17 protein-coding genes and 1 pseudogene are annotated in these 26745 nt (G+C 68.3%); 14 read left to right on the top strand and 4 right to left on the bottom strand.

The genetic code is table 11. The annotated features are described in order from the left end of the window. The first annotated feature begins 60 nt into the window (after positions 1 to 60). The 6 genes from ACQEVJ_RS28055 (at position 61) to ACQEVJ_RS28030 (ending at position 10534) form a co-directional block, all read left to right on the top strand. Complete coding sequence (locus ACQEVJ_RS28055; protein ID WP_433106081.1) at positions 61 to 801, top strand: FadR/GntR family transcriptional regulator; 741 nt, start codon at positions 61 to 63, stop codon at positions 799 to 801. A gap of 843 nt (positions 802 to 1644) precedes the next feature. Next, positions 1645 to 3174: an arabinofuranosidase catalytic domain-containing protein gene (locus tag ACQEVJ_RS28050; RefSeq protein ID WP_433106079.1), complete on the top strand. Its 1530-nt coding sequence runs from the start codon at positions 1645 to 1647 to the stop codon at positions 3172 to 3174. A 29-nt stretch (positions 3175 to 3203) separates the two neighbouring features. Further along, a complete protein-coding gene (locus ACQEVJ_RS28045; RefSeq protein WP_433106077.1) occupies positions 3204 to 4574 on the top strand; it encodes a lectin in 1371 nt (456 codons plus the stop codon). Positions 4575 to 4606: 32 nt separating this feature from the next. Next, complete coding sequence (locus ACQEVJ_RS28040) at positions 4607 to 6421, top strand: family 43 glycosylhydrolase (RefSeq protein WP_433106075.1); 1815 nt, start codon at positions 4607 to 4609, stop codon at positions 6419 to 6421. A gap of 69 nt (positions 6422 to 6490) precedes the next feature. After that, positions 6491 to 7942, top strand: a complete 1452-nt coding sequence (locus ACQEVJ_RS28035) for an arabinofuranosidase catalytic domain-containing protein (RefSeq protein ID WP_433106073.1) — start codon at positions 6491 to 6493, stop codon at positions 7940 to 7942. Between the two features lie 210 nt (positions 7943 to 8152). Beyond that, a complete protein-coding gene (locus tag ACQEVJ_RS28030; protein WP_433106071.1) occupies positions 8153 to 10534 on the top strand; it encodes a ricin-type beta-trefoil lectin domain protein in 2382 nt (793 codons plus the stop codon). 261 nt (positions 10535 to 10795) lie between these two features. Here the strand turns inward: ACQEVJ_RS28030 and ACQEVJ_RS28025 are convergent, their stop codons facing one another. Together ACQEVJ_RS28025 and ACQEVJ_RS28020 are read right to left on the bottom strand one after the other, a co-directional pair. Beyond that, positions 10796 to 11620, bottom strand: coding sequence for an SAM-dependent methyltransferase (locus ACQEVJ_RS28025; RefSeq protein WP_433106069.1), 825 nt, complete (start codon positions 11618 to 11620; stop codon positions 10796 to 10798). 331 nt (positions 11621 to 11951) lie between these two features. Next, positions 11952 to 13085 carry a ricin-type beta-trefoil lectin domain protein gene (locus ACQEVJ_RS28020; RefSeq protein ID WP_433106067.1) on the bottom strand — a complete coding sequence of 378 codons (1134 nt, stop codon included), beginning with the start codon at positions 13083 to 13085 and terminating at the stop codon, positions 11952 to 11954. 884 nt (positions 13086 to 13969) lie between these two features. Between ACQEVJ_RS28020 and ACQEVJ_RS28015 the strand changes: the two genes are divergently transcribed. Then, the gene (locus ACQEVJ_RS28015; RefSeq protein WP_433106065.1) at positions 13970 to 15949 is read left to right on the top strand and encodes an alpha-L-fucosidase; all 1980 of its coding nucleotides are present in this window, start codon (positions 13970 to 13972) and stop codon (positions 15947 to 15949) included. Positions 15950 to 16074: 125 nt separating this feature from the next. On the opposite strand, the gene ACQEVJ_RS28010 is transcribed toward ACQEVJ_RS28015, so the two are convergent. After that, the gene (locus tag ACQEVJ_RS28010; RefSeq protein WP_433106063.1) at positions 16075 to 17100 is read right to left on the bottom strand and encodes a LacI family DNA-binding transcriptional regulator; all 1026 of its coding nucleotides are present in this window, start codon (positions 17098 to 17100) and stop codon (positions 16075 to 16077) included. 193 nt (positions 17101 to 17293) lie between these two features. Here ACQEVJ_RS28010 and ACQEVJ_RS28005 point away from each other — a divergent pair, with 193 nt between their 5' ends. From ACQEVJ_RS28005 to ACQEVJ_RS27990, 4 genes are read left to right on the top strand one after another with little or no spacing between them, the layout of a single operon-like run. Further along, positions 17294 to 18568 carry a sugar ABC transporter substrate-binding protein gene (locus ACQEVJ_RS28005; RefSeq protein ID WP_433106061.1) on the top strand — a complete coding sequence of 425 codons (1275 nt, stop codon included), beginning with the start codon at positions 17294 to 17296 and terminating at the stop codon, positions 18566 to 18568. 19 nt (positions 18569 to 18587) lie between these two features. Next, entirely contained in the window at positions 18588 to 19553 is a 966-nt protein-coding gene (locus ACQEVJ_RS28000) for a carbohydrate ABC transporter permease (RefSeq protein ID WP_433106059.1), read from the top strand. After that, a complete protein-coding gene (locus ACQEVJ_RS27995; RefSeq protein WP_433106057.1) occupies positions 19550 to 20128 on the top strand; it encodes a carbohydrate ABC transporter permease in 579 nt (192 codons plus the stop codon). Before ACQEVJ_RS28000 ends, ACQEVJ_RS27995 begins: the two co-directional genes overlap by 4 nt. A 35-nt stretch (positions 20129 to 20163) precedes the next feature. Next, complete coding sequence (locus tag ACQEVJ_RS27990; RefSeq protein ID WP_433106055.1) at positions 20164 to 21918, top strand: amylo-alpha-1,6-glucosidase; 1755 nt, start codon at positions 20164 to 20166, stop codon at positions 21916 to 21918. Between the two features lie 100 nt (positions 21919 to 22018). Here ACQEVJ_RS27990 and ACQEVJ_RS27985 read toward each other — a convergent pair whose 3' ends face one another. Then, on the bottom strand, positions 22019 to 23782 hold the full coding sequence (locus ACQEVJ_RS27985) for a ricin-type beta-trefoil lectin domain protein (protein WP_433106053.1): 1764 nt from the start codon (positions 23780 to 23782) through the stop codon (positions 22019 to 22021). Positions 23783 to 24349: 567 nt separating this feature from the next. On the opposite strand from ACQEVJ_RS27985, the gene ACQEVJ_RS27980 reads away from it, so the two are divergent. The 3 genes and pseudogenes from ACQEVJ_RS27980 to ACQEVJ_RS27970 form a co-directional block, all read left to right on the top strand. Continuing rightward, positions 24350 to 24820: an enoyl-CoA hydratase/isomerase family protein gene (locus ACQEVJ_RS27980; protein ID WP_433106051.1), complete on the top strand. Its 471-nt coding sequence runs from the start codon at positions 24350 to 24352 to the stop codon at positions 24818 to 24820. 166 nt (positions 24821 to 24986) lie between these two features. After that, the gene (locus ACQEVJ_RS27975; protein WP_433113014.1) at positions 24987 to 26099 is read left to right on the top strand and encodes an MFS transporter; all 1113 of its coding nucleotides are present in this window, start codon (positions 24987 to 24989) and stop codon (positions 26097 to 26099) included. A 59-nt stretch (positions 26100 to 26158) separates the two neighbouring features. Then, positions 26159 to 26593: pseudogene (locus tag ACQEVJ_RS27970) on the top strand (PepSY domain-containing protein); the annotation flags it as partial. Positions 26594 to 26745 lie beyond the last annotated feature (152 nt).

Raw genomic sequence — 26745 nt, 5'->3', positions numbered from 1 at the left:
CCTGCGGGTTACATGGCCCGCAGAGTCATACTTTTAGGGAGATCGCGAGGAAGGAGCACCGTGACCGACACCCCGCGTGAGGGCGGATACCGACCGGGCTACGAGGTGGCGGCCGAGCAGGTGCTGGAGCTCATCGCCCGGCTGGGCCTGCGCCCGGGCGACCGCATGCCGACCGAGAACGACCTGGCCCGGCAGCTGGGAACCAGCCGCACTGTCGTCCGCGAGGCGGTGAAGATCCTCTCCGCGCTCGGCCGGGTGCGCGCCCAGAAGGGCCGCGGCCTGTACGTGGCCGACGACGAGGGAATGCTCGGCGCCGGGCGGTTGGCATCGTTCTTCCTCCCCACTGACCTGGACCACGTCTACATGCTGTTCGAGTTCCGGCGGGCGCAGGAGATGGAGACCAGCCGGCTGGCCGCCCGCCGCGCCACCCCGGTGCAGCTGCGGGCCATCGAGGAAGCGGCCGGGGTGTGCCGCCATGGGTTCGAGACCGGACGCGAGGACCTGTTCAACGAGGGTGACGACGCCTTCCACGCCGCCATCGCCATCGCCTCGCACAACATGTTCCTGCAGATCGCGGTGGGGGAGGCCCGCCGGCTACAGGCTCAGTCCGCCATCATCGGGCTGCGCGGTTCCGTGGGCGGGCATGCGGCCAAGGCCGTCGAGGAACACGACGCCATCTACCAGGCCATCCGCGCCGGCGAACCGGAAGCGGCGGCCCATGCCGCCGCCACGCATATCGACAACACGCTGGACGACTACCGCAGGGAGATCCAGCAGCGCCTGTTCTCCTCGGCCGACTGAGACGCCGTCCAGCCGCCCGCGCCACCGCAGTGCCTCCGTAGTCACTCCTGTGTGCACGGGCGAATCGTTTCGATCAAGCGATCTTGCTTGGGCCGGGGCGGGCTGAGGGGACCGGCCCGCTTGGGGCGGTCTGTGAATCTTTCATTCTCGTGCGATCGGCAGGGGACCAGGAGCATCCCTGCTGAGAGCCGTGGAAGGGACTCCAGGCCCTTACGCAGGCAGGGAAGAAGGGAGACAGGGTTCTTGACAGGCGCTTGGCCGGTCGTATTTGCTTCGCTGCACCCGCCACCCCCAATCCATCGGCAGGAAGGATCAATACTCCGACGTTCTGTTAGCGCTAACAATCCCGTAATCGCCGCCACGAGGCAACAGGGGCTGGATTCCGCCACCCGGTCGGACGCGAATCGGTTCGTGGACCTTTCGCGAGGAGGTTCAGAGCGAGACGCTCTTGCCGATCCGGTGTGACCTGGATGGTGACCCACCGGCGCCGCGATTCGCCGCGCACGACGGCGTGAGGTGCGCCGCCGGCGTTTCGGGCCGCGACCGGACTCCTCACCACTGTCCGCGACCCCTTCCTCCTCCCGTACATGCGCCTTCGCGCGGATCGGGTCCGCGACCGGGACCCGAGATTCTCTCGGTCCGCACGCTACGGACAACGCTGGATCGGTACCGAGCGTAAGGATCGAGGAGCGGTCAGCTCCCACGGCCCAGCCGTCCACGGCGGGCTGTCCCCACAGTGACCCACCGAATGGGACACGACCGCCTATCGCCGGCTCCGGCGAGGCTGCCCGGATTCAGCACGTGGCTGTCTCCGCCGTGCCTTCCCCCCAAGGAGTGAAAGCAATGGGTTCTTCGTCCGTTGACTCATCGGGCCCTGCGGCTCGCGGGCGGCGCTCACCGGCGGCCGTCGCGGCCTGCCTCGTGGCGGCGCTCGCGACCCTCCTCGCCACCGCCCTGACATGGTCGGGACCGGCGTCGGCGGCGGTGGCGCAGCTGGTCGGCGCGTCGTCGGGGCGCTGCCTGGACGTCGCGGGCAACACCGATGCGCTGGGCGCCGCCCTGCAGATCTGGGACTGCAACGGCCAGGCCAACCAGGCGTTCGAGTTCACCTCGGCCGGTGAGCTGCGGACGTTCGGCGGCACCCGGTGCGTGGACGCGTACGGCCAGGGGACGTCGCCGGGCACGAAGGCGGTCATCTGGTCGTGCAACGGCCAGGCGAACCAGAAGTGGCGCCAGAACGCCGACGGATCGATCACCGGCGTGCAGTCGGGGCTGTGCCTCGACGTGTACGGAGCGGGCACGTCCAACGGGACCGCGGTCACCCTGTGGACCTGCAACGGGCAGGGCAACCAGAAGTGGACCACAGCCGGAGGCGGGCCCACCACGTCACCGACTCCGCCGCCACCCGGCTCGCGCGCGTGTGACATCTACGCCGCCGGCGGCACACCGTGTGTGGCCGCGCACAGCACCACGCGGGCGCTCTACAACGCCTACACCGGCAACCTGTACCAGGTGCGGCGCTCCTCAGACAGCGCGACCAGGAACATCGGCGTACTGACACAGGGCGGTGTCGCCAACGCCGCGGCCCAGGACTCCTTCTGCGCCGGCACCACCTGTGTCATCACCGTCGTCTACGACCAGTCCGGCCGAGGCAACGACCTGTGGTATCAGGGCTCCAGCGCGGTCCCCGGCTCGACGCAGAGCAAGCCCGCGACCGCGACCACCGAGTCGCTCACCGTGGGTGGCGGCAAGGCCTACTCGCTCTACATCAACCCCGGCAACAGCTACTGGCGGGACGGTCACCTGACCGGCGTGCCGACCGGCACCGCGCCCGAGGGCATGTACATGGTGACCAGTGGCACGCACGTCAACAGCGGCTGCTGCTTCGACTACGGCAACAGCGAGACCACCCGCAAGGCCGACGCCGCCGGCGCCATGGACGCCATCTACTTCGGCACGAGCTGCTGGTTCGGCGGCTGCTCGGGGACCGGTCCCTGGGTCCAGGCCGACCTCGAATGGGGGCTCTACCCCGGCGGAAGTCAGTCGTGGAACCCCAACCAGAGGGCGTTCACCAGCAAGTTCGTCACCGCGACGCTGAAGAACAACGGCAGCAGCCGGTTCGCGATCAAGGGCAGCAATGCGCAGTCCGGCACCCTGTACACCCTCTACGACGGCGCGCTTCCCCCCGGCTACAGCCCGATGAAGAAGCAGGGCGCCATCGTCCTGGGCAGCGGCGGCGACTGCTGCAAGCCCGATGGCGGCGCCAACCTCAGCGCCGGCACCTTCTACGAAGGAGCGATGGTCGCGGGCTACCCCTCCGACGCCACCGAGAACGCCGTACAGGCCGACGTCGTCGCCGCCGGCTACCGCTGACCCCCCAACCACGGATGGAGTTGTGCACGTTGAGCCATAAATCCTTCTTCGCCGCCATCGCGGCGGCAGTACTTCTCGTCCTGGGCATAAGCGGCACGGCGCTCGGCGGAACCACGTCGGCCACAGGTGTGAACGCCGCCGCCGCGGCGACCGCCGGATGCGGCAAGGCCCCGACGCTGGCGAGCGGCACGCACTCGATTGTGAGCAGCGGCCAGAATCGCAGCTACATCCTGCGGGTGCCCGCCGGCTACGACAGCAACCACCCCTACCGCCTGATCTTCGGGTTCCACTGGAACGGCGGCACCGCCAACGACGTCGACTCGGGCGGAACCGACGGGTATAACTGGTCGTACTACGGACTCAGGCGCCTGGCGGACGCCGCGAACAACAGCACGATCTTCGTCGCGCCCCAGGGCAACAACAACGGCTGGGCCAACCCCGGCGGCCAGGACGTGACCTTCGTCGACGACATGCTCAGGCAGATCGAGGCCGGCCTGTGCGTCGACACCAGCCAGATCTTCTCCTCGGGCTTCAGCTACGGCGGCGCGATGTCGTACGCGCTCGCCTGTGCCCGGCCGACGGTCTTCCGCGCGGTCGCGGTCTACTCCGGCGCGAACCTCAGCGGATGCAGCGGCGGCACACAGCCCGTTGCCTACATCGGCCTGCACGGCCTCAGGGACAACGTTCTCAACATCTCCCTGGGCCGGTCGCTGCGTGACACGTTCGTCAGAAACAACGGCTGCACCCCGCAGAACCCGCCCGAGCCGGCGAACGGCAGCCTGACTCACATCGTCACCGCCTACTCGGGGTGCCGGGCCGGGTATCCGGTCGTCTGGGCCGCGTTCGACGGAGCCGGTCACGACCCCGGTCCGATCGACGGGTGCACCTGTGACGGCTGGAGGACCTGGACCTCGGCCGAGGTGTGGAAGTTCTTCACCCAGTTCGAAAGCGGCTCGTCGCCCTCGTCCTCGCCGAGCGCCTCGCCGACCACCTCCCCGACGGGCACTCCGCCGGCGACGACGGCACTGCGGGGTGTGGGCTCGGGGCGGTGCCTCGACGTCACCGGTGTGTCGCAGACCAACGGCGCGCAGGTGCAGATCTGGGACTGCAACGGCCAGAACAACCAGCAGTGGACCTCCACCAGCGCCGGTGAGCTGCGGGTCTACGGCGGCAAGTGCCTCGACGTCAACGGCGCCGGCACGGCCGACGGCACCGCAGTGATCATCTGGGACTGCAACGGTCAGAACAACCAGAAGTGGCGCCTCAACTCCGACGGGAGCATCACCGCCGTCGGCGCGAACAAGTGCCTGGACGTGTACAACAACGGCACCGCCAACGGCAGCAAGGTCATCATCTGGACCTGCAACGGCCAGAACAACCAGAAATGGACCCGCGTCTGAGCGGGAGTGATCAGCAGAAGGACATCGTGCACATGGCACTTCTGAATAGCGGCCACGCCTTGTCCAGGCGCTCAGTCGCCTGGATCGTGGGCCTGCTTTGCATGCTGGCGTTGCTCCCGGCCGGCGCGGCCAGGGCGGACAACCCCATCATCCAGACCATCTACACCGCCGACCCGGCGCCGCTGGTCTACAACGGCCGGGTCTACCTCTACACCGGACACGACGAGGACGGCTCGACGTACTTCACCATGAAGGACTGGCGGGTCTGGTCGTCGGCGGACATGGTGAACTGGACCGACCACGGCTCCCCGCTGAGCGTCGCCAGCTTCAGCTGGGCGAAGTCCGACGCGTGGGCGGGCCAGGCCGTCTACCGCAACGGCAAGTTCTACTGGTACGTCCCCACCACCAACCGGGCGACCGGCAGGATGGCCATCGGCGTGGCCGTCTCCGACAGCCCCACCGGGCCCTTCAAGGACGCCCTGGGACATCCGCTGGTCGAAAACGGCGAGATCGACCCCACCGTCTTCATCGACGACAACGGGCAGGCCTACCTCTACTGGGGCAACCCCAACCTGTGGTACGTCAAACTCAACGCCGACATGACCTCCTACTCGGGCAGCCCCACCAAGATCTCCCTCACCACCGCCGGGTTCGGCACCCGCACCGGCGACGCCAACCGCCCGACCCTGTTCGAAGAAGGCCCCTGGGTCTACAAACGAGGCGGCCTGTACTACATCGTCTTCGCGGCCAAATGCTGCTCGGAATTCATCGCCTACTCCACCGCCCCCAGCCCCACCGGACCGTGGACCTACCGGGGGACGATCATGCCCACCCAGGGCGGCAGCTTCACCAACCACCCCGGCGTCATCGACTTCAACGGCGGATCGTACTTCTTCTACCACAACGGCGCGTTGCCGGGCGGCGGCGGCTACACCCGCTCGGTCGCGGTGGAGAAGTTCAGCTACAACGCCGACGGCACCATCCCGACGATCACCATGAGCACGACCGGGGCACCCCAGATCGGCACGCTGAACCCCTATGTCCGCCAGGAGGCCGAGACCATCGCCTGGGAGTCCGGCGTCGAGACCGAGCCCTCCAGTGAGGGCGGAATGAACGTCGGCTTCATCGAGAACGGCGACTACATCAAGGTCAAGGGCGTCGGCTTCGGCACCGGGGCGGCCTCGTTCTCCGCGCGGGTGGCCTCAGGCGCCGGCGGCGGAAAGATCGAGCTTCGCCGCGACGGCGTCACCGGCACGCTCATGGGCACCTGCGACGTCCCCGGCACCGGCGGCTGGCAGGCCTGGACGACCGTCTCCTGCCCCGTCACCGGCGCGACCGGCACCCACGACCTGTACCTCAGGTTCACCGGCGGCAGCGGCTACCTGTTCAATGTGAACTGGTGGCAGTTCACCGGCAACGACGGGCCGACCGCCAGCCCCTCACCCACACCGCCGACATCCCCCTCACCCACACCCCCCGCTTCGCCGTCACCGTCGCCGTCACCGTCACCGTCACCGTCACCGAGCCCGACGAGCACGCCCACGCCGAACGGCGGCGCCTGCAACGCGACCTACCACACCACCAACACCTGGTCCGGCGGCTACCAGGGCGAGATCACGGTGACAGCCGGCAACGCGCCCATCAACGGCTGGACCGTCAAATGGAACCTGAACAACGGCCAGACCATCAGCCAGGTCTGGAACGGCACGCTGAGCACCACCGGCTCGGCCGTGTCGGTGAGCAACGCCTCCTACAACGGCTCACTCCAGCCGTCCGCCTCCACGACGTTCGGCTTCCTCGCCGGCGGCACCCCGTCGGCATGGTCCCTCACCTGCACCGCCGCCTGAGGACGACGGCATCGCGCCCCCGATCGGAGGAATCTGGTGAACACGAGGAGAAGACTCGTCCGCCTCATCATGGCAGCGCTGGTCCCGCTGTCCGCGCTGTTCGCCGTGTCGTTGGCCGGGGCGGTCGCCGCGCAGGCGCCGGCGCAGGCCGTCACGTCGCTTCCGTGTGACATCTACGCCACGGGCGGGACGCCGTGCGCGGCGGCGCACAGCACCACCCGCGCGCTGTTCGCGTCCTACAACGGGCCGCTTTACCAGGTGCAGCGCGCGTCCGACCGCAGCTACCGCGACATCGGGCTGCTGGAGGCGGGCGGGTACGCCGACGGGGCCGCGCAGGTCTCGTTCTGCGCGAACACCTCCTGCACGATCACGAAGATCTACGACCAGACCGCCAACCACAACGACCTGCCGATCTCGTGGGGCGGCTTCTGGAAGGGCCCCGGCCCCAACGGCTCCGACATCGGGGCGGACGCCATGGCCCTGCCGGTGACCGCCGGCGGGCACCAGGTGTTCGGGATCAAGAGCACCCAGGGCACGGGCTACCGGATCGACAACGCCAGGAACGTGCCGACGGGCAGCAAGCCCGAGGGCATCTACATGGTGACCTCGTCCAACTACGTGAACCAGTGGTGCTGCTTCGACTACGGCAGCGGTGAGAACTCCCACAACGACACCGGCAACGCCACCATGAACGCGATCTACTGGGGCACCGCCTGCTGGTTCGGCGGCTGCACCGGCAGCGGCCCCTGGGTGGAGGCCGACCTGGAGAACGGGATGTACCACACCAACACCGGCTCCAACAAGGATCCGAACAACTCCGGGGTGCACTACCCGTTCGTCAGCGCCTGGCTGAAGAACAACGGCACCACCAACTTCACCCTCAAGTACGGCAACGGCAACAGCGGCGGGCTCACCAGGACCTTCTCGGGCCCGCTGCCCAACGGCTACTCGCCCATGCGGCTGGAGAGCTCGATCCTGCTCGGCACCGGCGGCGACAACAGCCCCACCGGCCAGGGGATGTTCTTCGAAGGCGCGGTCACCAACGGCTACCCGTCCGACGCCACCGAGGACGCCGTCCAGGCCAACATCACCTCCGTCGGCTATTCCATGTCGGGCGGCGGCACCCCGCAGCAGGGGGAGCAGATTGTGGGCGGCCAGTCCGGCCGGTGCCTGGACGTCACCGGTGTCTCGCAGAACAACGGCACCCAGGTGCAGCTGTGGGACTGCAACGGCCAGAACAACCAGCGCTGGACCTACACGTCCGGCAAGCAGCTGCAGGTCTACGGCACCAAGTGCCTGGACGCCTACGGGCAGGGCACGAGCAACGGCACCCAGGTGATCATCTGGGACTGCAACGGGCAGGCCAACCAGCAGTGGAACGTCAACTCCAACGGCACGATCACCGGCGTGCAGTCGGGGCTGTGCCTCGACGCGAACAATGCCGGCACCGCCAACGGCACGAAGATTATCCTCTGGGCCTGCAACGGCGGAACCAACCAGCAGTGGAGCAGGCGCAGCTGACCCTGCGGTGAAACGAGGACGCGCTGCCGCAGGGCTCGGGGGCCTGCGGCAGCGCGCCTCCCGCACGGCGGCAGCACGTCACGCGACGGTCGACGCCCGAGTCCCCGGCCGTGGGCGCCCCTGACGGCGCCCGCTCCCGGCCGGTCTGTCGCCATGTCCATTTCGCCCTACCTCATCGAAAGGACCCCCATGAGCCGGCGAAGAGAAAGCATGGCGCGCGTCGCCATGAGTGTGGTGGTCGCGCTCCTGTCAGTCGCGATGTCCCTGGTGGCCGTGTCGCCGGCGCGTGCGGCGGTCGGAATCACGATCAACGGTGGTTCCGGCGGCCGTACCTTCGACGGTGTCGGCGCGATCAGCGGCGGCGGAGGCAACAGCCGCCTGCTGGTGGACTATCCCGAGCCGCAGCGCAGCCAGATCCTCGACTACCTGTTCAAGCCGGGGTACGGCGCCTCGATGCAGATCCTCAAGGTCGAGATCGGCGGTGACACCAACTCCACCGACGGGGCCGAGCCGAGCCACCGGCACACCTCCGGCGACCTCGACTGCAACCGCGGCTACGAGTGGTGGCTGATGGAACAGGCCAAGGCCCGCAACCCCAACATCAAGCTGGTCGGTCTGGCCTGGGGCGCCCCGGGCTGGCTCGGCAACGGCAACTTCTGGTCGCAGGACACCATCAACTACCTGGTCGACTGGCTGGGCTGCGCCAAGAACAGCCACAACCTGACCATCGACTACCTGGGCGGCTGGAACGAGAAGGGCCGCAACACGAGCTGGTATGTCGACCTCAACTCGGCCCTGGACTCCCACGGCTACACCAACGTGAAGATCATCGCCGATGACAACTTCGGCTGGGGCATGGCCGACGACGCGGTGAACAACACCGCCTTCCGCAACGCGGTCGACGTGTACGGATCGCACTACGTCTGTGGCTACCGAGGTCCCCAGACGAACTGTCCCAGCTCCACCAACGCGATCAACTCCGGCAAGGCGCTGTGGGCCAGCGAGAACGGCTCCGACGACTACAACGACGGAGCCAAGGCGCTGGCCAGGGGCATCAACCGGGACTACATCGACGGGAAGATGACGGCCTACATCAACTGGCCGGTCATCGCCGCCATCGCCCCGAACCTGCCCTTCGCCACGATGGGCGTGGCGGTCGCGCCGCAGCCCTGGTCCGGTTACTACGCCATCGGCAAGAGCGCCTGGGTCATGGCGCAGACCACCCAGGTCACCGCTCCCGGCTGGAAGTACCTCGACTCGTCCAGCGGCTACATCGGCGGCAACCGCAACAACGGCAGCTACGTGTCGCTGAGGTCGCCCAGCGGCTCCGACTACAGCACGATCATCGAGACGATGGACGCCACCGGCGCCCAGACGCTCAACTTCAACGTGACCGGCGGGCTGTCCACCGGCCAGGTGCACGTGTGGGCGACCAACCTCAACTCGGGGAACTCCGCCGACTACTTCGTCCACTCCAGCGACATCACCCCGTCCAACGGCGCCTTCTCGCTGACGGTCCAGCCGGGGTACGTCTACTCGATCACGACCACGACCGGCCAGGGCAAGGGCACCGCGACCAGCCCGGCCCGGGGCACGATGGCCCTGCCGTACTCCGACGACTTCGACTCCTACGCCGTGGGCCGCGAGGCGAAGTACCTCTCGGACATGCAGGGTTCGTTCGAGATCGTGGGCTGCGGCGGCGGCCGGTCCGGCCGGTGCGTGCGCCAGATGGCCCCGCGCCAGCCGATCCTGTGGACCGGCGGTTCCCACCCGTACGCCCTGCTGGGTGACCTGAGCTGGAGCAACTACACCGTCTCCGCAGACGTGCTGCTGGAGCAGAGCGGCTACGCGGAGCTGATCGGCCGGGCGGGCGCCCAGCACTCCTTCGGCCCCGAGGGGCTGAACGCCTACTACCTGCGGGTGACCGACGGCGGCGCCTGGCAGATCATCCGCAACAACGTCGACAACGCGATGACGACGATCCGCAGCGGGAACGTCGCCGGGCTCGGCACCGGCCGCTGGCACACCCTGGCCCTGGGCTTCTCCGGCAGCACGATCACCGCGAGCATCGACGGGACGCAGGTGGCCTCGGTCACCGACGGCACCTGGGGTGCGGGAGAGATCGGCCTGGGCACCAGCACCACCGAGACGGCCCAGTTCGACAACCTCACGATCACGCCGGGCCAGGGAGGCCCCGGCCCCGGCAACGGCACCGTGCTGCGCGGCCTGGCCAGCGGCCGGTGCGTGGACGTGCCGAACCAGTCGCAGACCAACGGCACCCAGGTGGCGCTGTGGGACTGCAACGGCGGCGCGAACCAGCAGTGGGCCTACACCTCCGGCAAGCAGCTCCAGGTGTACGGCAACAAGTGCCTGGACGCCTACGGTCAGGGCACGAGCAACGGCACCCAGGTCGTCATCTGGGACTGCGGCGGCGGAGCGAACCAGCAGTGGAACGTCAACGCCGACGGCACCGTCACCGGCGTCCAGTCCGGGCTGTGCCTGGACGCCTACAGCGCCGCCACCGCCAACGGAACGAAGATCGTCCTGTGGGCCTGCAACGGCGGAGCCAACCAGCAGTGGAGCCGCAACTGAGATGACACGGTCGCCCATGGCGGCGACCTCTGACCCCATCGGTACGACCTGTCGCCACGCCCGCGGACCATGGTGGTGGTCCGCGGGCCGGGCGACGAGCCCTGGCCGGTCCACCTGACCACGACCGACGCCCGTAACCGAGGCAGAAGTGGGGAATGCGCGGCCCGGATCCCGGGCCGCGCATTCGTGACGAACCTCGTCACCCGCGACCGCGCCGCTTCCCGAATCACTCGTGGAGCAGGCGCCGCCCCGGTCCTTCGATCAGGGCTTGATCGCGACCCCGCCGTAGGCCCAGGCGTGACCACCGCCCGGGATGTGCTCCCGACGCCCGTTTTCATCCGGCCGCCACTTCACCACCTCGACGACGCCCGGATCGACCACATGCCAGCCCTCGAAGAACCGCAGCACGTCGGCATGCGTACGGGGGACCATGGGCGCGGCGCTGTTGTCGTAGGGCTTGGTGAAGTCCTCTTCACGTAGTTGGGGCGCGAAGTCGAGGGTGATGTGCGACAGCAGCAGGTGGCTGCCCGCAGGCACGGCGGCCTTGATGTGCTCCACCGTTGCGTACGGATCCTCCTCGTCGGTGACGAAGTGCAGCACGCCGGCCAGGATGACAGCCACCGGACGCGTGAAGTCGATCACGGTCCGGACCTCGGGATGAGACAAGATCGCCTCCGGCTGCCGGAGGTCGGCCTCGATCACCGTGGTCATCCCCGTGCCGGTCAGCAGAGCCCTGCCGTGGACCAAGACGATCGGGTCGTTGTCCACGTAGACCACCCGCGCCTCGGGGTCGACCTCCTGCGCGATCTCGTGGGTGTTGCCCTGGGTGGGGATACCGGTGCCGATGTCGAGGAACTGTGAGACACCCGCCTCGGCGAGATGGCGCACCGCCCGTCCGAGGAAGGCACGGTGGGCACGCACACCCTCACGCGTGCCGGGAGACAGTCTGATCAGTTCCTCGGCCGCCTCGCGGTCGGCCGCGAAGTTGTCCTTGCCGCCCAGTAGATAGTCGTACACCCGAGCCGGGTGCGCCATCGCGGTGTTGATCCGCGCGTCCGCGACCCGGGCCTCTGTCAGATCCGCCACCAGCACTCCCGGCCGTCTCTCGGTTCCATCGAATCTCCTTCGCTAGGGCAATGACCTCTGTCACGCACCAGGAGCCCGATGGGAAGAGGTCAATGGGGACTGAGTTTGAAATAGGTCGCTTGTGGGTCTGCGCAGCCGCCCCCCGTACCGCTTCTGCTGGACGATCTTCCCTTGCCTCCGCATGACCCGGGTTCCGGAATGCTTAATCGAGATCAGCACGTGATGGGCCGCCAGGAGGGACAGGGGGCTCAGCAGGATGAGCGCGCCGCGGTGGTGGCGGAGGCTGCCGAGGGCCGCCCCGGCGAAAGCGGATACGGCGGCGACGTCACCGTCAGACGCGGGTCCAGCGCTGGTTGGCCTGTCCGCTGCAGGACCAGATCTGAAGCTTGACGCCGTTGGCGGTCGAGTAGTTCGGCACGTCCACGCACTTGTTCGCGCCGACCGCGGTGATGCTGCCGTCGGCGTTGAACCGCCACTTCTGATTGTTCTGACCGTTGCAGTCCCAGATGATCACGCCGGTGCCGTCGGCGGTGCCGCCGCCGTTCACATCGAGGCACTTGCTGCCGTAGACCCGCAGTTCACCGGCACCGGTCAGCGTCCACTGCTGGTTGCTCTGACCGTTGCAGTCCCAGATCTGCACCTGCGCGCCGTTGGCCTGCGAGATTCCGGTGACGTCCAGGCACCGGCCCGACCCCACTCCCCGGATGGCACTCGTGGAAGAGGGCGTCGGCGTCGCGCTGGGGGTGCCGCCGGATTGGCCGATGGTGCCGGGGACCGACTGGAGCGCGGCGTACCAGGCGGCGGCCATCTTGTCGTAGCCGTCGGCGGTGGGATGGATGCCGTCGATGAGGTCGGCCGTGGTCAGCTTGCTGTGCATGTCGACCAAGTGGACGTGCTTGCCGCTGTTCGCCTTGCTCTGCACGATGCCGGGGATGGCCGCGTTGAACGTCCGGGCCGCCGCCTCCTGACCGGAGTTCGACAGCGGGATGATCGTGGCCACGAACACGTCCGCATTCGGCGCCGCCGTCGTGATGTGGTCGATCAACGTCGACAGCCGCTGCGGCGCCGCGGACAGGTTGTAGTTCTGCAGCACGTCGTTGGTGCCGATGTGCAACAGCACGGTACGCGGGGTGGAGGTCTGCAGCCAGCCGGTGACGTTGGCGTCGATCTGGTCGATACGCCACCCGGGGTGTCCCTCGTGGTCGTGGTCGCCCAGATTGCCCGGCCCGTTGAACTGTGACCCGACGAAGTCGATCGTGTACCGGCCGGCGGCCAGGCGCTGCCACAGGCCGATCCGGTACCCGCCCGGCACCTGCGTGCCCTCGGTGATCGAGTCGCCCAGCGGCATCACCCGCACCCCGCCGTTCGACTCCGCGACAGCGGCACCCGTGCCCATCAGCGTGCCCGTCGCCGCCACGACCGCGGTCAGCAGCGCCGTGGTCGCCCATCGTCTCCAGGTGCGCACGGTCAGCCCTCCATCCGGATGTCGGTGAGGCCGGTTCGGCCTCTGGTGCCCTGGCCGCCGGTCACTTCGCCGGCTGCGGTGACTTCGGCGCTGACCAGGCGCCGGAGGGATGCGATCTTCATGGATACTCCTGGGTGTGCAGTGCAGGGCATGCGCTGTTGGCGCTCACATTCGTGGATGGGCGTACGGGCTCGTCCATCATGTGCGGGCTGTGGGTGGCGGGCCGCAGGGACCGGCCCTTGATCCGGCCGATCCTGTTAACGCTAACATTTCTGTCTATAGGCCGGGCTCCTCTCTCTGCTGACGTAGACGGTGGTGCGGCGGAGCAAATACGCCGCGCGGATCCCGCGTCAAGGCTCCCGCCTCTCTCCGGCCGACCCTTCCGGGCTGCCGGGGTGCCTCACCTGCCGAAACGGGGGTGGGGCCCGATCGCTGCGAGATGCGAGAAATGAAACTTTCACGACAATGACCTGACGCTGACGAGTCACTCGAGGCATTCAGCGAGAGCTGACGAAATTTCACTCCACAAGGCCGGAAGAAACACCAGGTAAATGGCCAGATCTTCCATCGGAATCCTGGAAACTATCTGCCTACAGCCTTGACATGTTTCGTGACGGTTTTCAGACTGGCTGCTCGGACGGTCGTATCCTGCGTCGGTGGCGGGCGGCAGGGGCCGCCGCGGCAACAGGGTGCGGGCTCGCGTTGATGGGCGGCGTGGTGCTCGCAGGCGGATGACATCCGTTGTCGAATCGGTTCGAGATCATGGATTCGCGCGACCACGCCGCTGGGCGTTGGGCAAGGCGTCGATCCGGCATGCGGCTGAGTCTCCATTTCGCGCGACTCAAGTGATCGAGAAGAACGTCCCACTCCGAAAGGGTTCACCCATGGCTTCGTCCTCGTTCCAGTTCAGTCGCAGACAGATGCTCGTCGCGGCCGGGGCCGCCACGGCCGCGGGCCTGCTGAAGGCGGCTCCTGCGTGGGCCACGGCGGGTCCGCAGAGTTACACCGCGAGCTGGTCGTCGGTGGACCAGCATCCGCCGGCCGCCGAGTGGTTCCAGGACGCGAAGTTCGGCATCTACTACCACTGGGGCGTGTTCAGCGTCCCCGCGTTCGCCAACGAGTGGTACCCGCGCAACATGTACAGCAACGGGTCGAACGAGAATAATCACCACAAGAGCGTCTACGGTGATCCGTCGGTGTGGCCGTATCACAACTTCATCAACGGGGCGCGGGACAAGGCCGGCAACTGGGTGCAGTTCGCGCCGAAGCTGAAGTCGGCCGGCGGCAACTTCGACCCCGGCGAGTGGGCGCAGCTGTTCGCCGACGCCGGCGCCAGGTTCGCCGGGCCGGTGGCCGAGCACCACGACGGCTACTCGATGTGGAACAGCCGGGTGAACGAGTGGAACTCGGTCGCCACCGGCCCCAAGCTCGACCTGCTGCGGTTACACGCCGACGCCATCCGGTCCAAGGGCCTCAAACTGCTGGTGGCCATGCACCACACCTACAACTTCACCGGCTTCTACCAGTGGGTGCCGGCCCAGTCGACCACCTCGCTGAAGAAGCTGTACGGCCAGCTCGGCTTCGCCGAGGAGCAGCAGCTCTGGTACGACAAGCTCAAGGAGGTCATCGACGGCTACCAGCCCGACATCATCTGGCAGGACTTCAACCTCAGCCGGCTCGACGAGTCCCGGCGGCTGGCCTTCCTGGCGTACTACTACAACCAGGCGGTCGCCTGGAACAGGGACGTCATCGCGACCTACAAGGACGGGTTCAACACTCGGGGCGAGGTCTTCGACTACGAGCGCGGCGGCCCGGCCGCCATCCAGAACCCCTACTGGCTGACCGACGACAGCATCTCCAGCTCCAGTTGGTGCTACACCGTCGGCATCGGCTACTACTCGCTCAACGCCATGCTGCACTCACTTATCGACCGGGTCAGCAAGAACGGCACCATGCTGCTGAACATCGCCCCCATAGCCGACGGCACCATTCCGTCCGGGCAGCGGTCGATTCTGCTGGGCATCGGCGACTACCTCAAGCGTTTCGGCGAGTCCGTCTACGCCACCCGGGCCTGGGCGACCTACGGCGAGGGCCCGACGCAGATGGGCGGCGGTTCGTTCACCACGCCGCGGGCGGGCACCAACACCGACATCCGCTTCACTCGCAGCAAGGACAACACCGTGCTGTACGCCACGGTGATGGGCTGGCCAGGCAGCACCCTCCACATCACGACGTTGGGCGCCAACCGGATCAACCTGAGCAACCTGGTGTCGGTGCAACTGCTCGGCCCCTCGGCCGGCCAGTACATCGACCTCCCCAACCGCACTCAGGACGGTTCCGCCCTGCACATCTCGATGCCCTCGTCCAACGCCCCGTTCAGCGCCCCGGCGTACGTGGTCAAGCTGACCTTCAGCGGCCAGATCCCCGCCCTGGGATCCGGTCCCATCCCCACCGGATGGGTACGGATCGCCAACGTCACCACCGGCCTCGTCCTGGACAGCGGCGGAAACGTCGCGTCCGGCTCGGGACTCAAGCAGTGGAGCTGGGACGGCAGCACCAACCTGCAGTGGCAGCTGGTCGACCTGGGCAACGGGTACTACCGCATCGTCAATCGCACCAACGGCATGGTCGCCGACAGCTGGGGCGACACCACCAACGGCGCGACCTGTCTGCAGGCGGCCTGGAACGGCGGCAACAACCAGCAATGGAGGCTCGACAGCCTTGGCAACGGCCGCTACCGGGTCGTCAACCGCGGCACCGGCACGGCACTGGACAGCGGCGGCGACTCAACGGTCGGCGCGAGGGTGAAGCTGTGGACGCCGGACTCCAGCACCAACCTGCAGTGGACCGTCACCGCGATCTGACCGGACCCCCGCGCAGCCCGCATGCTGAACGGACACCCACCAACGACCCGATTCGACAGCCGGCGAATGGGATGGGGCGGAGGACCCGCGTGACGGCCGGGCGTGCCGCCGGTGCCGCGCAGCCGTCAGTGATGGTGATCCCGGGCGCGCGCGGGTCCGGTCGTGCCACGCAGGGAAATGGGCGGCGCGACCAGGAGATGGCCGTGCGGGGTGGCGGGATCGGAGATCAGCCGGATGAGCATCTCGACGGCGCGGGCACCGAGCTCATCCGCGGGGACGTCAGCGGCCGTGAGCGGAGGGTGCAGGTTCTCCGCCCAGTGCCGTGCGGAGACGCCGGCGATGGAGAAGTCACGGGGCACGACCAGGCCGGCCCGGGCGAGCGCGTGGTACATCCCGGGGGTGGCGGCCTCGTTGATGGTGGCGATGGCGGTCAGGCCGGGGTGTGCGTCGAGGAGCCGCTCGACGCAGGACACCCCTGATTGGGCATCGTCGGCGCAGCACACCTGCACGCCGTCCAGACGACGCTCTGTCATCGCACTCGTGAAACCGGCCTGGGCGCGGTGGCCGGGACCGTACCCGGCCGCCACCAGCTCCTCTGAACGGTTGACCAGGGCGATGCGGCGATGTCCGAGGTCGGCCAGGTGATGCACACAGTTGGCGATCAGCTTCTCGTAGTCGATGTCCACCCAGGACATCTCCTCGGGGTGACAGGTACGGCCGATTCCCACGAAGGGCAGCCCGGCCTGCCGCAGGCGGGTGACCCGGTCGTCCTCCAGCCGTATCTCCATGACGATGATGCCGTCCACGCGTCTGCCGCCGACCACGCGCTCGAATGACCGGTCGTGCTCGCCCCCGGACGGTGACAACAGGACGTCCAGGTCCGCGCGTGCGGCGGCGTCGACGACGCTGGCCACGAAGCCGAGCTGCATGTCGGTCAGGCGCCGGCTGGCGGGCGGGATGACCAGCCCGATGGTGTGGGTCCTGCCTTCCTTGAGCGCCTTGGCGGCGGCGTTGGGCCGGTAGCCCAGTTCGTCGATGACCGCTTGGATACGCCGGCGGGTCTCCTCCGACACGGGACGCTTGCCGCTGAGGGCGTACGAGACGGTGCTGCGCGCCACACCCGACCGCTTGGCGATCTCCCCGATATTCACCGGCCCTCCTCACCTGATCCGACCGATACGCACATCGTAAGTCGAATCGAGCGTATGGAACGACGCCCTCGACTCCGGCGGCGTCCTACTTCACCCCGTTGACGCATGCCGTCTACGGGCTTATGTTCATGCGAACCGATTCGACTTCTAGGCGGCGGCGACCGCGTCGCGCGGGTCAGCGGAGGTCATGATCATGGGATCAGCGACAACGAACCGGCGTGCGGCCGGCCTTGGATTGGCGGTCCTCGCGGCCGCGGGCGGTCTGATCGGATGCTCGTCCTCGAGCAGCGGCGGTGGTGGCACCGCGAGCGCAAGCCAGGCCGGACGGGGAGGCACCTCCACCATCTGGGACCCGTACCCGCAGTACGACAAGAGCTCGGCGTGGGGCAAGCTGCTGGACACGTGCGGCACTCAGGCAGGTGTGGAGGTCGAGCGCACGGCCTACGACACAACGGACCTGACGAACAAGACGCTGCTGGCGGCTCAGCAGGGTAACGCGCCCGACGTGCTGATCGTCGACAACCCGGTGGTCTCGACGCTGGCCGAGGCCGGGGTCCTGACAACCACGGAGGAGAACAAGCTCGACACCTCGGCCGTGGCGCCGAACCTGCTGGCGGCGGGCCAGAGCGGAGGCGAGACGTATGGCGTCCCGATCGGGGCGAACACGCTGGCCCTCTACTACAACAAGGAGGTGCTGAAGAAGGCCGGGGTGGACGCCGCATCGGTCACGGACTGGGCCTCGCTGACCGCGGCCCTGGAGAAGGTCAAGGCGGCGGGCAAGAAGGGCATCACCTTCTCCGCGATCGGCACCGAGGAGGGCAGTTTCCAGTTCCTGCCGTGGTTCTGGGGATCCGGGGCACAGCTGACCAAGCTCGACTCGCCGGATGGCGTGGCGGCGCTGTCGTTGTGGGCCGACTGGCTGAGGAAGGGGTACGCCCCCAACTCGGTCATCAACAACACCCAGACCACCAGCTGGCAGGAGTTCGCGACCGGCGACTTCGCCTTCGGCGAGAACGGCACCTGGCAGCTCGCCAACGCCGGGAAGACCGGCTTCGCGTACGGCATCATCCCCATCCCCGGCAAGGACGGCGGCACCGCCCCGGCGCCGACCGGCGGCGAGTTCGTGACCATCCCCGTGCAGAAGGACGCCGCCCGCTACGCCACCTCACAGAAGCTGGTGATGTGTCTGACCAGCACCGACAGCTCGCTCACCACCACGACCACGCTGTCGTACGTCGCGCCCACGGAGCAGGTGCAGGCCAAGCAGGTCGAGCAGAACCCGAGCCTGAAGGTGTGGGTGGAGGCGGTGAAGGCTGCCAAGGGCCGCACCAGCGACGATCTCGGCACCAAGTATCCGAAGATCTCCGAGCCCATGTGGGGTGCGGTGCAGGCGGCGCTGAGCGGGTCGAAAAGCCCGCAGCAGGCGATGGCCGACGCCGAGGCCGCCGCGGCGAGCGCCACGCGGTAGACACCTGGACGACGCGAGTATGAATCGAGTCACACAGGCCGCGGTCCGTTCCGTCGCCGCGCTCGTGCCGGCGCCAGGACTGGGCCGACGGGCGGCGACACGTGCCCGGTCCGGGCAGTGGGCGGCCTGGGCCTTCCTGACGCCGGTCGTCGTCTACCTGCTGGTCTTCTACGCCTATCCGCTCTACCGCAACGTCGAGCTGAGCCTGCGCGACTACACGGTGCGCTCGTTCGTCCAGGGCGACGCGCCGTTCACCGGGCTCGCCAACTACGCGAAGGTCGTACGCGACGCGACATTCGGGCCGGCGCTGTGGCACACGATGGTGTTCACGCTGGTGTCACTGGGCTTCCAGTTCACCGTCGGGCTCGCCCTGGCGATGTTCTTCCACAGGAACTTCCGGCTGTCGGCCACGTTGCGGGCGCTGTTCCTGGTGCCGTGGCTGCTGCCGCTGATCGTGTCCGCTTCCACCTGGTCGTGGATGCTCGACAGCGACTCCGGCGTCGTCAACGCGGTGCTCGCCGTCTTCGGCGTGGGGCCCGTCCATTGGCTGACCTCGCCGGACTGGTCGCTGTGGTCGGTGACCATCGCCAACATCTGGATCGGGATCCCCTTCAACCTGGTCGTGCTGTACTCCGGCCTCCACGCGATCGACCCGGTCATCCACGAGGCGGCGGCACTGGACGGCGCGGGCGGCTGGCAGCGCTTCTGGAAGGTGACGTTCCCGCTGCTGAGGCCGGTCTCGGCGATCACGCTGCTGCTCGGGCTGGTCTACACGCTCAAGGTGTTCGACATCATCTGGATCATGAACAGGGGAGGGCCGAGCGACTCCTCGACCACGTTCGCCACCTGGTCGTACCGGCTGAGCTTCGGCAACCTCCTGCCGGCCTTCGGCCCCGGGGCGGCGGTCGGCAACCTGCTGATCGTGACGGCCCTGGTCTTCGGACTGATCTACATCCGCCTACAGCGAAGGCAGGCCCTGTCATGAGCGCCTCGCGTACGTGGGGGACGACCGCGATCGGGCTGGTGCTGACCGGCGTGATGCTGTTCCCGGTCTACTGGATGATCAACGTGTCCTTCACCCGGGAGGAGGACATGCGTAAGTCGCCGCCGAACTGGTTCCCGGTGGACGGCACCCTGGAGGGCTACCGGGCGGTGTTCGACCAGCAGTTGCCGTACCTCGGGGTGAGCCTGGTCGTCGGGCTGGGCACGGTTGCCCTCACCCTGCTGGTCGCGGCGCCGGCCGCTTACTCGCTGGCCGAACTCCGCCCGCGCGGCGGCGGGACGCTCGGCTTCCTGCTGCTGATCGCCCAGATGATCCCGGGAATCATCATGGCGATGGGCTTCTACGCCATCTTCCTCAGCGCCGGCGTGCTCAACACGGTCCCGGGGCTGATCGTGGCCGACTCCACGCTGGCGGTGCCGTTCGCCGTGCTGGTCCTGACGACGTTCATGTCCGGCATCCCCGAGGAACTGCTGCAGGCGGCCCGGGTGGACGGCGCGCTCGTCGTCGCGCAGCGCTACGTCGCCGCCGGTGTCACCGCGGGCGCGGTGAAGCACTGACCCGCCCTCTCCCCGATAGAAGGGACTCCCACTTCATGACCGTCGCCGCAGGTCCGGCGTTCTCCCTGCGGGAGATCCCGTTCAGCTTCCGCGGATCCTGGTTCGGCTTCTCCCCGGTGATCGGAGAGGAGAGGTACGCGCAGGACGTCCACCTGGTGTCCCACCAGACGGGGATGCACCCGATCCTGCGGCTGATCCCCACCGTGGAGGGCGCCCGCGCCGAGACGACCGTCGCCGCCGCACCGCACCGGCTCACCTGGACGTGCGACGCCGGCCGGATCGACCTCGCGTACGAGAACCCGGACACCGTACGGCTGCGCGGCCAGGGCCTCGGCCTGCGCCTGCTGGCGGCCGACCCGGTCCTCACGCCGTTCAGCGGCCCGTACTTCTACCAGAACCCCGGCGACGACTCGTGGGTCTTCACCGTGTACCAGACCGGGCGCCGTTATCGGATCACCCTGCTCGCAGGCCGGGCCGAGGTGTGGGGAGCGCAGACACTCGGCACGGCCGAGCGCGGCGTCCTGCTGTCCGGTGACGGCGAGCCGTGGGAGATCGCCGTCGAGGAGTACGAGACCGCCCGCGCCCCTTACACAGGCGCGAACGACTTCGAGCACGTGGCGGCATCGGCGCGGGCCGAGTTCGACGCGTTCCGCGACGCCGTCGCGCCCTGGCGCAGCGACCGGACCCCCGCCGCCGAGCTGGCCGCCTACGTCCTTTGGTCGGCCACGGTGCGTCCGGCCGGATTCGTCACCCGCCCTGCCGTGCTGATGTCCAAGCACTGGATGGACAAGGTCTGGAGCTGGGACCACTGCTTCAACGCCATCGCTCTCGCCGGCGGCCTGCCGGATCTGGCATGGGACCAGTTGCGGCTGGTGTTCGACCACCAGGACGCCGCCGGAGCGCTTCCCGACTCCGTCGCCCACTCCGAGGTCCTCTACAACTTCGTCAAGCCGCCCATTCACGGGTGGGCCCTGGGCCGGCTGCGCTCGTCGCACGAGGGCGAGTCGGCCGAGGTCTACCGGCTGCTGGAGCGCTGGACCTCATTCTGGCTTACCGCTCGCCGCGTCCCCGGCCGCGCACTTGCCCACTACCAGCACGGCAACGACAGCGGCTGGGACAACGCCACCGCCTTCGATCCCGAGCGCCTCGTCGAGACGGCCGACCTCGCGGCGTTCCTCATCCTCCAGATGCGCGAGCTCGCCCGCCTGGCGGCCGAGCTCGCCATGCCCGGCGCGGCCGTCACCTGGACGCGGGAGGCCGACCGCATGCGCGACGCGCTGATCGCCGAGCTGTGGGACGGCGACAGGTTCGTCACACGGGGCGTGCACTCCGGCCGGACCTGGTCCAGCGCCAGCCTCCTCGACCTCATGCCGATCGTCCTGGCCGACGAACTGCCCGCATCCGTCCGCGACGTGCTGGCCGCCCGGATCGAGGCGCACCTGACCGCGTTCGGGCTCGCCACGGAGCTGCCGACCTCTCCGGACTACCAGGACGACGGCTACTGGCGCGGTCCGATATGGGCACCCTCGACCGTTCTGATCGAGGACGGCCTCCGCCGTGCCGGGCACACGCAGCTCGCGGACGAGATCAGTACCCGCTTCCGCGTCCTGTGTGAGAAGTCGGGATTCGCGGAGAACTTCGACGCCCTCAGCGGCATCGGCCTGCGCGACCGCGCCTACACGTGGACGGCCAGCGCCTATCTCATCCTCGCCGCCGCCCATGAGCGCCGGGAACGGGAGACAGCCGGCTCGGACGATCAGGCGTCGTCAAGCGAGCGGCCCCGCGTGTAGCCCGTGGGCCCGCAAGGCCGGACGCCGGTTGGACGTGTGGTGTACGTCCAACCGGCGTGGCGGCTCCAGACGAAGCGAGTCGGCGTCGCCCGTCACCGAATCAGCTTCGGGTCCACTTCTGACTGGTCGTGCCCGTGCAGGACCACAGTTGTACCTTCGTCCCGTTCGAGGTGCCGAAGTTGCTCGCCTCCAGGCAGAGGCCGGACTGCACGCCGGTGATGGTGCCGTCGGCGTTGAAGTTCCACTGCTGGTTGGCTTGGCCGTTGCAGTCCCAGATGATCGCCCTGGTGCCGTTCGCGGTTCCGGCGGCCTCGGCGTCCAGGCACTTGTTGCCGTACACCTGCAGTTGACGGGAGGTGGTGTACGTCCACTGCTGGTTGGCCTGGCCGTTGCAGTCCCACAGTTGGAGCTGCGTGCCGTTCGCCTGCGACAGGTTCGGCACGTCGAGGCAGCGGCCGGCGTTCACGTTGCGCAACGCCGACGTCGACCCGCCGCCGCTCGAGGGTGGCAGGAGTGTGATGGTGAAGGTGTCGTCGATGGCGGTGTGCGGCAGGTTGACGGTGGTGCCGTTGCCGGACAGGGTCGCCACGGTGTTCTGGACGGTGACCGGTCCCTGGACCGCGCCGCCGCTGTTGTAGGGGATGCGCTCGACGAGGACGCGGACCTGGTTGTTCTGCACGATGCCGCTGGTGGTGTCCAGGCGCTGGAGGTTGACGGCGATGTCGCCGGTGGTGCGGCCACCGCCGACGAGGATCTTCGCGTTCCCGCTCGCCTTGGTGGCGAAGGCGTCGTAGGAGGTGCTGGGGGTGACGGAGGCGATCTGTCCGGTCTGGGAGCCGTAGAAGCGGTAGACCCACCATTCGGCCTTGGGCTGGTACTGGCCGGAGGAGTTGTGGACGAGGAGGCTGGCCAGGTCGTTGTGCAGGTTGCTCCCGCCGGCCCAGTTGGCGCGCAGGCCGTCGGCGCCGGCCCGCTCCAGCCGGGCGATGTACCAGGCGCCGTCGGCGGGGTTCTGCTCGTTGGACGCTCCGTACTCGTTGATCTGGTACGGGCGTGGGTGGGCGATGCCGCGCGAGTCGAGGGTGGTGTTCGCCGTCGCCACGTTCGCCACCGGGTCGCCCGGCAGGGAGTGCCAGCTGACGATGTCGGGGACGACGTTGTCGGCCTTGACGTAGTCGAGGTACTGGGTCCACCAGCCGCTGGTGGACGGCACGCAGGCGCAGCTGGGGCCGACGATCAGGTGGGAGGGGAAGGCGGCGCGGATACGCTGGTAGGCGCGGCGCCACATCTCGAAGTACTGCGCCTGAGGGCGGTTCCAGAACAGGGTGATGTTGGGTTCGTTCCAGATGTCCCACTGGACCGGAGCGCCGGTGGCCCGCACGTCGTTGATCAGGCGGGTGAGGAAGTCGTCGTAGTCGGTCCAGTTGCCGTTGTCGCCGGGGAAGCGGGAGATCGGGTAGCCGTCGGCGCCCCACAGGTCGTGCACCAGCAGAACGAACTGGCCGCCTAGCGACCGGGTGCGCAGCAGTTGGGCGCGGGTGGCGTTCCACCGGCGGTCGTACTTGCCCGACACCCATCCGCCGGGGCTGTCGAGCTGGGCGCCGCCGGCCCGCATGTACCGGAACCTCACGTCGGTGAAGTAGTTGTCCGGCGGCGCGGCCGCGTTCTCGGTCATGCCGTAGATCCACCCCGAGGCCCGATACGTCGGGGAGCCGCCTGCGACTGAGAAGTCGACGGTGATGGACTCGTCGGCGGCCTGGGCCGGCGCGGCGGTCGCGACGACGGACGCGGCGACGAGCGCAGCGGCGGAGAGCAGGACGGCCAGGCCGCGGCGTCTATGCCGCCAACTGAAGGTGATGTCCACGCGTGACTCCTTCGACGGAAGGGGGGTGGGGATTGCAGGACGAGCCGTGGCATCGTCCTGGAGCCTGTGGGGTCGCCGTCCGGCGGTCGGGGTGAAGCGAACGGGCGGCCTCAACGCAGGTCCACCTAATCGAATCGATTCGCAGACAGCTTAAATTTGGGCAGGAAGGCATGTCAATCAGATGTGGCCTGTGTATGAAGGGGATGTTTACGGCTCCTGGACCTGCGAAGGTTTTCGGGTGACTGCGCTGAAGTTCCAGCTCATGGCTCTTGTTTCGAATCGATTCGGTGCGATGCGTTCCGAACCTTCCCTGGATGCGGGTGGCCGTCTTCGGATGATCATTGGCTAGGACACCCGCTGACGGCACTCCGCCTTCGGCCACCCCAGCCCGAGTGCGCCGCTCGCCGCCTCACCACTGCCAAGCGCATGGCGGCTATTCGGAGCTGTCCTGAAGTCTGAGGAGTTCGGTCAGTACGCCGATCCGGGCCGGGGTCAGGGAGAACCGGGGGGCGGGCGCGGGCTGCATCACGCCGAACTCGCGTACGTACGTGCCGCGCTGCGCCATGGGTGGCGGTCGGCGCCGGCTTCAACATGGCGCTCGCCTGCGACCTGGCGATCGCCGAGGAGACGGCGAGATTCTCCCAGATCTTCGCCAAACGCGGCCTTTCCGTCGACTTCGGCGGAACCTGGCTTCTGACCCACATGATCGGACTTCATCGAGCCAAGGAGCTCGCCTTCTTCGGCCGGGTGCTCTCCGCGAGCGAGGTCCACGCCATCGGGCTGCTCAACAAGGTGGTGCCGCAGGGGGAGGCCCTGGCGCACGCGTACGAGTGGGCGCGCGAGCTGCTGACCCTCGCCCCTCTCCCTCTGTCGCAGACCAAGGAGATGCTCAACCTCGCCGCCGCGACGGGCTTCCATGAAAGCGCACTGCGGGAGGCGAACGCTCAGAACCTCAACGGGACCACCAGGACACCCGCGAGGCGATCCGGGCCTTCCTCGAGAAACGTGACCCCGTCTTCCGTGACCGCTAGTCGGTAGCCAGGGGTGGGAGCTGAGGTGGCTCATGACCGCCTCCATGACGGCCTGAGGGTAGGCCGAACGGCTGAGGTGGCGATCGATCGTCCTCGATGGAAGGAGTACGGTGGCGACGCCCATCACGGGTGCCAGATCCGGTGTCGTCACCGGTGCGCTGGCGTTCAGCGGCATGGTGGTCTCGATGATGTTCACCTTGGTGGTGCCCGTCATCCCCGACCTGCCCCGCTTGCTGTCGGCTCCGGCAGAGGACGCCTCCTGGGTCGTCACCGCCACGCTGCTGTCCTCGGCCGTGTTCACCCCAGTGAGCGGACGGCTCGGCGACATGTACGGAAAGCGCCGTATGGTGGTGGTCAGCCTTGTGCTGATGGTCGCCGGTTCGGTCGTCTGCGTGGTCTCCAGTTCGCTGCTCGTGGTGGTGCTCGGGCGGGCGCTGCAGGGCTGTGCCGTCGGGGTCATCCCGCTCGGGATCAGCATCATGCGCGACCTGCTGCCGCCCGAGCGGCTCACCTCGGCCATGGCGCTGATGAGTGCCACCCTGGGTGCCGGCGGTGCGATCGGGCTGCCGCTGGGCGCTCTCGTCGCACAGGTCGTCGACTGGCACATGCTCTTCCTGGCGGCGGCCGTCATGGGGGCGGTGGGCTTCGTCCTCACCCTCACGGTGGGTGCCCGCCTCGCCGCTGCGGACGGGCGGACGGTTCGACTTCCTCGGTGCGGCGGGGCTGTCGGCGGGTCTGGTGTGCCTGTTGCTGCCTGTGAGCAAGGGCGGCGGCTGGGGCTGGGACAGCCCTCTCACCCTGGGCCTGTTCGCCGTGTCGGCGGTGATCCTCCTCGTGTGGGGGTTCGTGGAGCTGCGGGTGGCAGATCCGCTGGTCGACCTGCGGGCGGCCGCCCGGCGCGAGGTGCTGATCACGAACGTCGCGTCCATCGCGTTCGGGTTCGCCATGTTCGGGGCCAGCCTGGTGTTCCCTCAGGTGCTCCAGGCCCCGGGCATCACTGGCTACGGCCTGGAACTGTCCCTGTTCGAGGCCGGGCTGTGCATGGCCGTCGGCGGCGCGATGATGATGGTGCTTTCGCCGGTCTCGGCCCGTGCCACCGGCGCTTACGGGCCTCGGGTGACGCTCATGATCGGCGCCCTGTGCGCGGTCGCCGGCTACGCCGTCGCGCTGTTCCTGATGGACGACGTATGGCACATCGTGCTCGCCGCGACCGTCGTGTCCTCCGGAACCGGTCTCGGCTACTCCGCCATGCCCGCCTCGATTATGGGCGCAGTGTCCGCCTCTGAGACCGCCGCCGCCAACGGCTTCAACTCGCTCATCGGCCGAGCCCGGCCTGACCACTCGGGTGCTGCTGGACGTGCCGAACCTGCCCGAAAGCACCCAGATGGCGGTCTTCGTCGACCCCCGGACCGGTCAGGTGCGCGGCACGCTGGAAAGCTACGGCAGCTCCGGCGCACTGCCCGTACGCGCCTGGATCTCCGACCTGCACCGTCGCCTCCACCTGGGAGAGCCCAGGCGGATCTACAGCGAGCTGGCCGCCAGCTGGCTGTGGGTCGTCGCCCTCGGCGGGCTGACGCTGTGGCTGAGCAGGCGTCGCCGTAACGGCCGTGGCCTGCGCGGCCTGTTCGCTCCCGACCGCGCCGCCACCGGGCTGCGCCGCATGCTGTCCTGGCACGGCTCGGTGGGCCTGTGGGCTGTGCTGGGCGTGCTGTTCCCGTCCGCTACCGGTCTGACCTGGTCGAAGTATGCCGGAGCGAACATCGACGAACTCCGCACCGCCTTCGGCTGGGCGACTCCGTCGATCAGCGCGGCTCCCATCGACCACGCCGCGCACGTCGCGATGGGCCACCAGAACGTCGACCTGAACTCTGACGTGGGCGTGGACCGGGGTCCTGGAGGTCGGGATCGGCACGGGGCTGTCCGGCCCGCTGG

It is taken from the genome of Microbispora sp. CA-102843, assembly GCF_050936215.1.
Classification (GTDB): domain Bacteria; phylum Actinomycetota; class Actinomycetes; order Streptosporangiales; family Streptosporangiaceae; genus Microbispora.
The sequence above is the reverse complement of the archived record's forward strand: the minus strand, read 5'-3'. Positions and strand labels throughout refer to the sequence as shown.

Coding starts and splice junctions, on each gene's coding strand:
- ACQEVJ_RS28030 (WP_433106071.1), top strand. CDS start 8,153: ATGGCGCGCGTCGCCATGAGTGTGGTGGTCGCGCTCCTGTCAGTCGCG.
- ACQEVJ_RS28035 (WP_433106073.1), top strand. CDS start 6,491: ATGGCAGCGCTGGTCCCGCTGTCCGCGCTGTTCGCCGTGTCGTTGGCC.
- ACQEVJ_RS28040 (WP_433106075.1), top strand. CDS start 4,607: ATGGCACTTCTGAATAGCGGCCACGCCTTGTCCAGGCGCTCAGTCGCC.
- ACQEVJ_RS28015 (WP_433106065.1), top strand. CDS start 13,970: ATGGCTTCGTCCTCGTTCCAGTTCAGTCGCAGACAGATGCTCGTCGCG.
- ACQEVJ_RS28000 (WP_433106059.1), top strand. CDS start 18,588: ATGAATCGAGTCACACAGGCCGCGGTCCGTTCCGTCGCCGCGCTCGTG.
- ACQEVJ_RS27995 (WP_433106057.1), top strand. CDS start 19,550: ATGAGCGCCTCGCGTACGTGGGGGACGACCGCGATCGGGCTGGTGCTG.
- ACQEVJ_RS27990 (WP_433106055.1), top strand. CDS start 20,164: ATGACCGTCGCCGCAGGTCCGGCGTTCTCCCTGCGGGAGATCCCGTTC.
- ACQEVJ_RS28050 (WP_433106079.1), top strand. CDS start 1,645: ATGGGTTCTTCGTCCGTTGACTCATCGGGCCCTGCGGCTCGCGGGCGG.
- ACQEVJ_RS28005 (WP_433106061.1), top strand. CDS start 17,294: ATGGGATCAGCGACAACGAACCGGCGTGCGGCCGGCCTTGGATTGGCG.
- ACQEVJ_RS27975 (WP_433113014.1), top strand. CDS start 24,987: ATGGTGGTCTCGATGATGTTCACCTTGGTGGTGCCCGTCATCCCCGAC.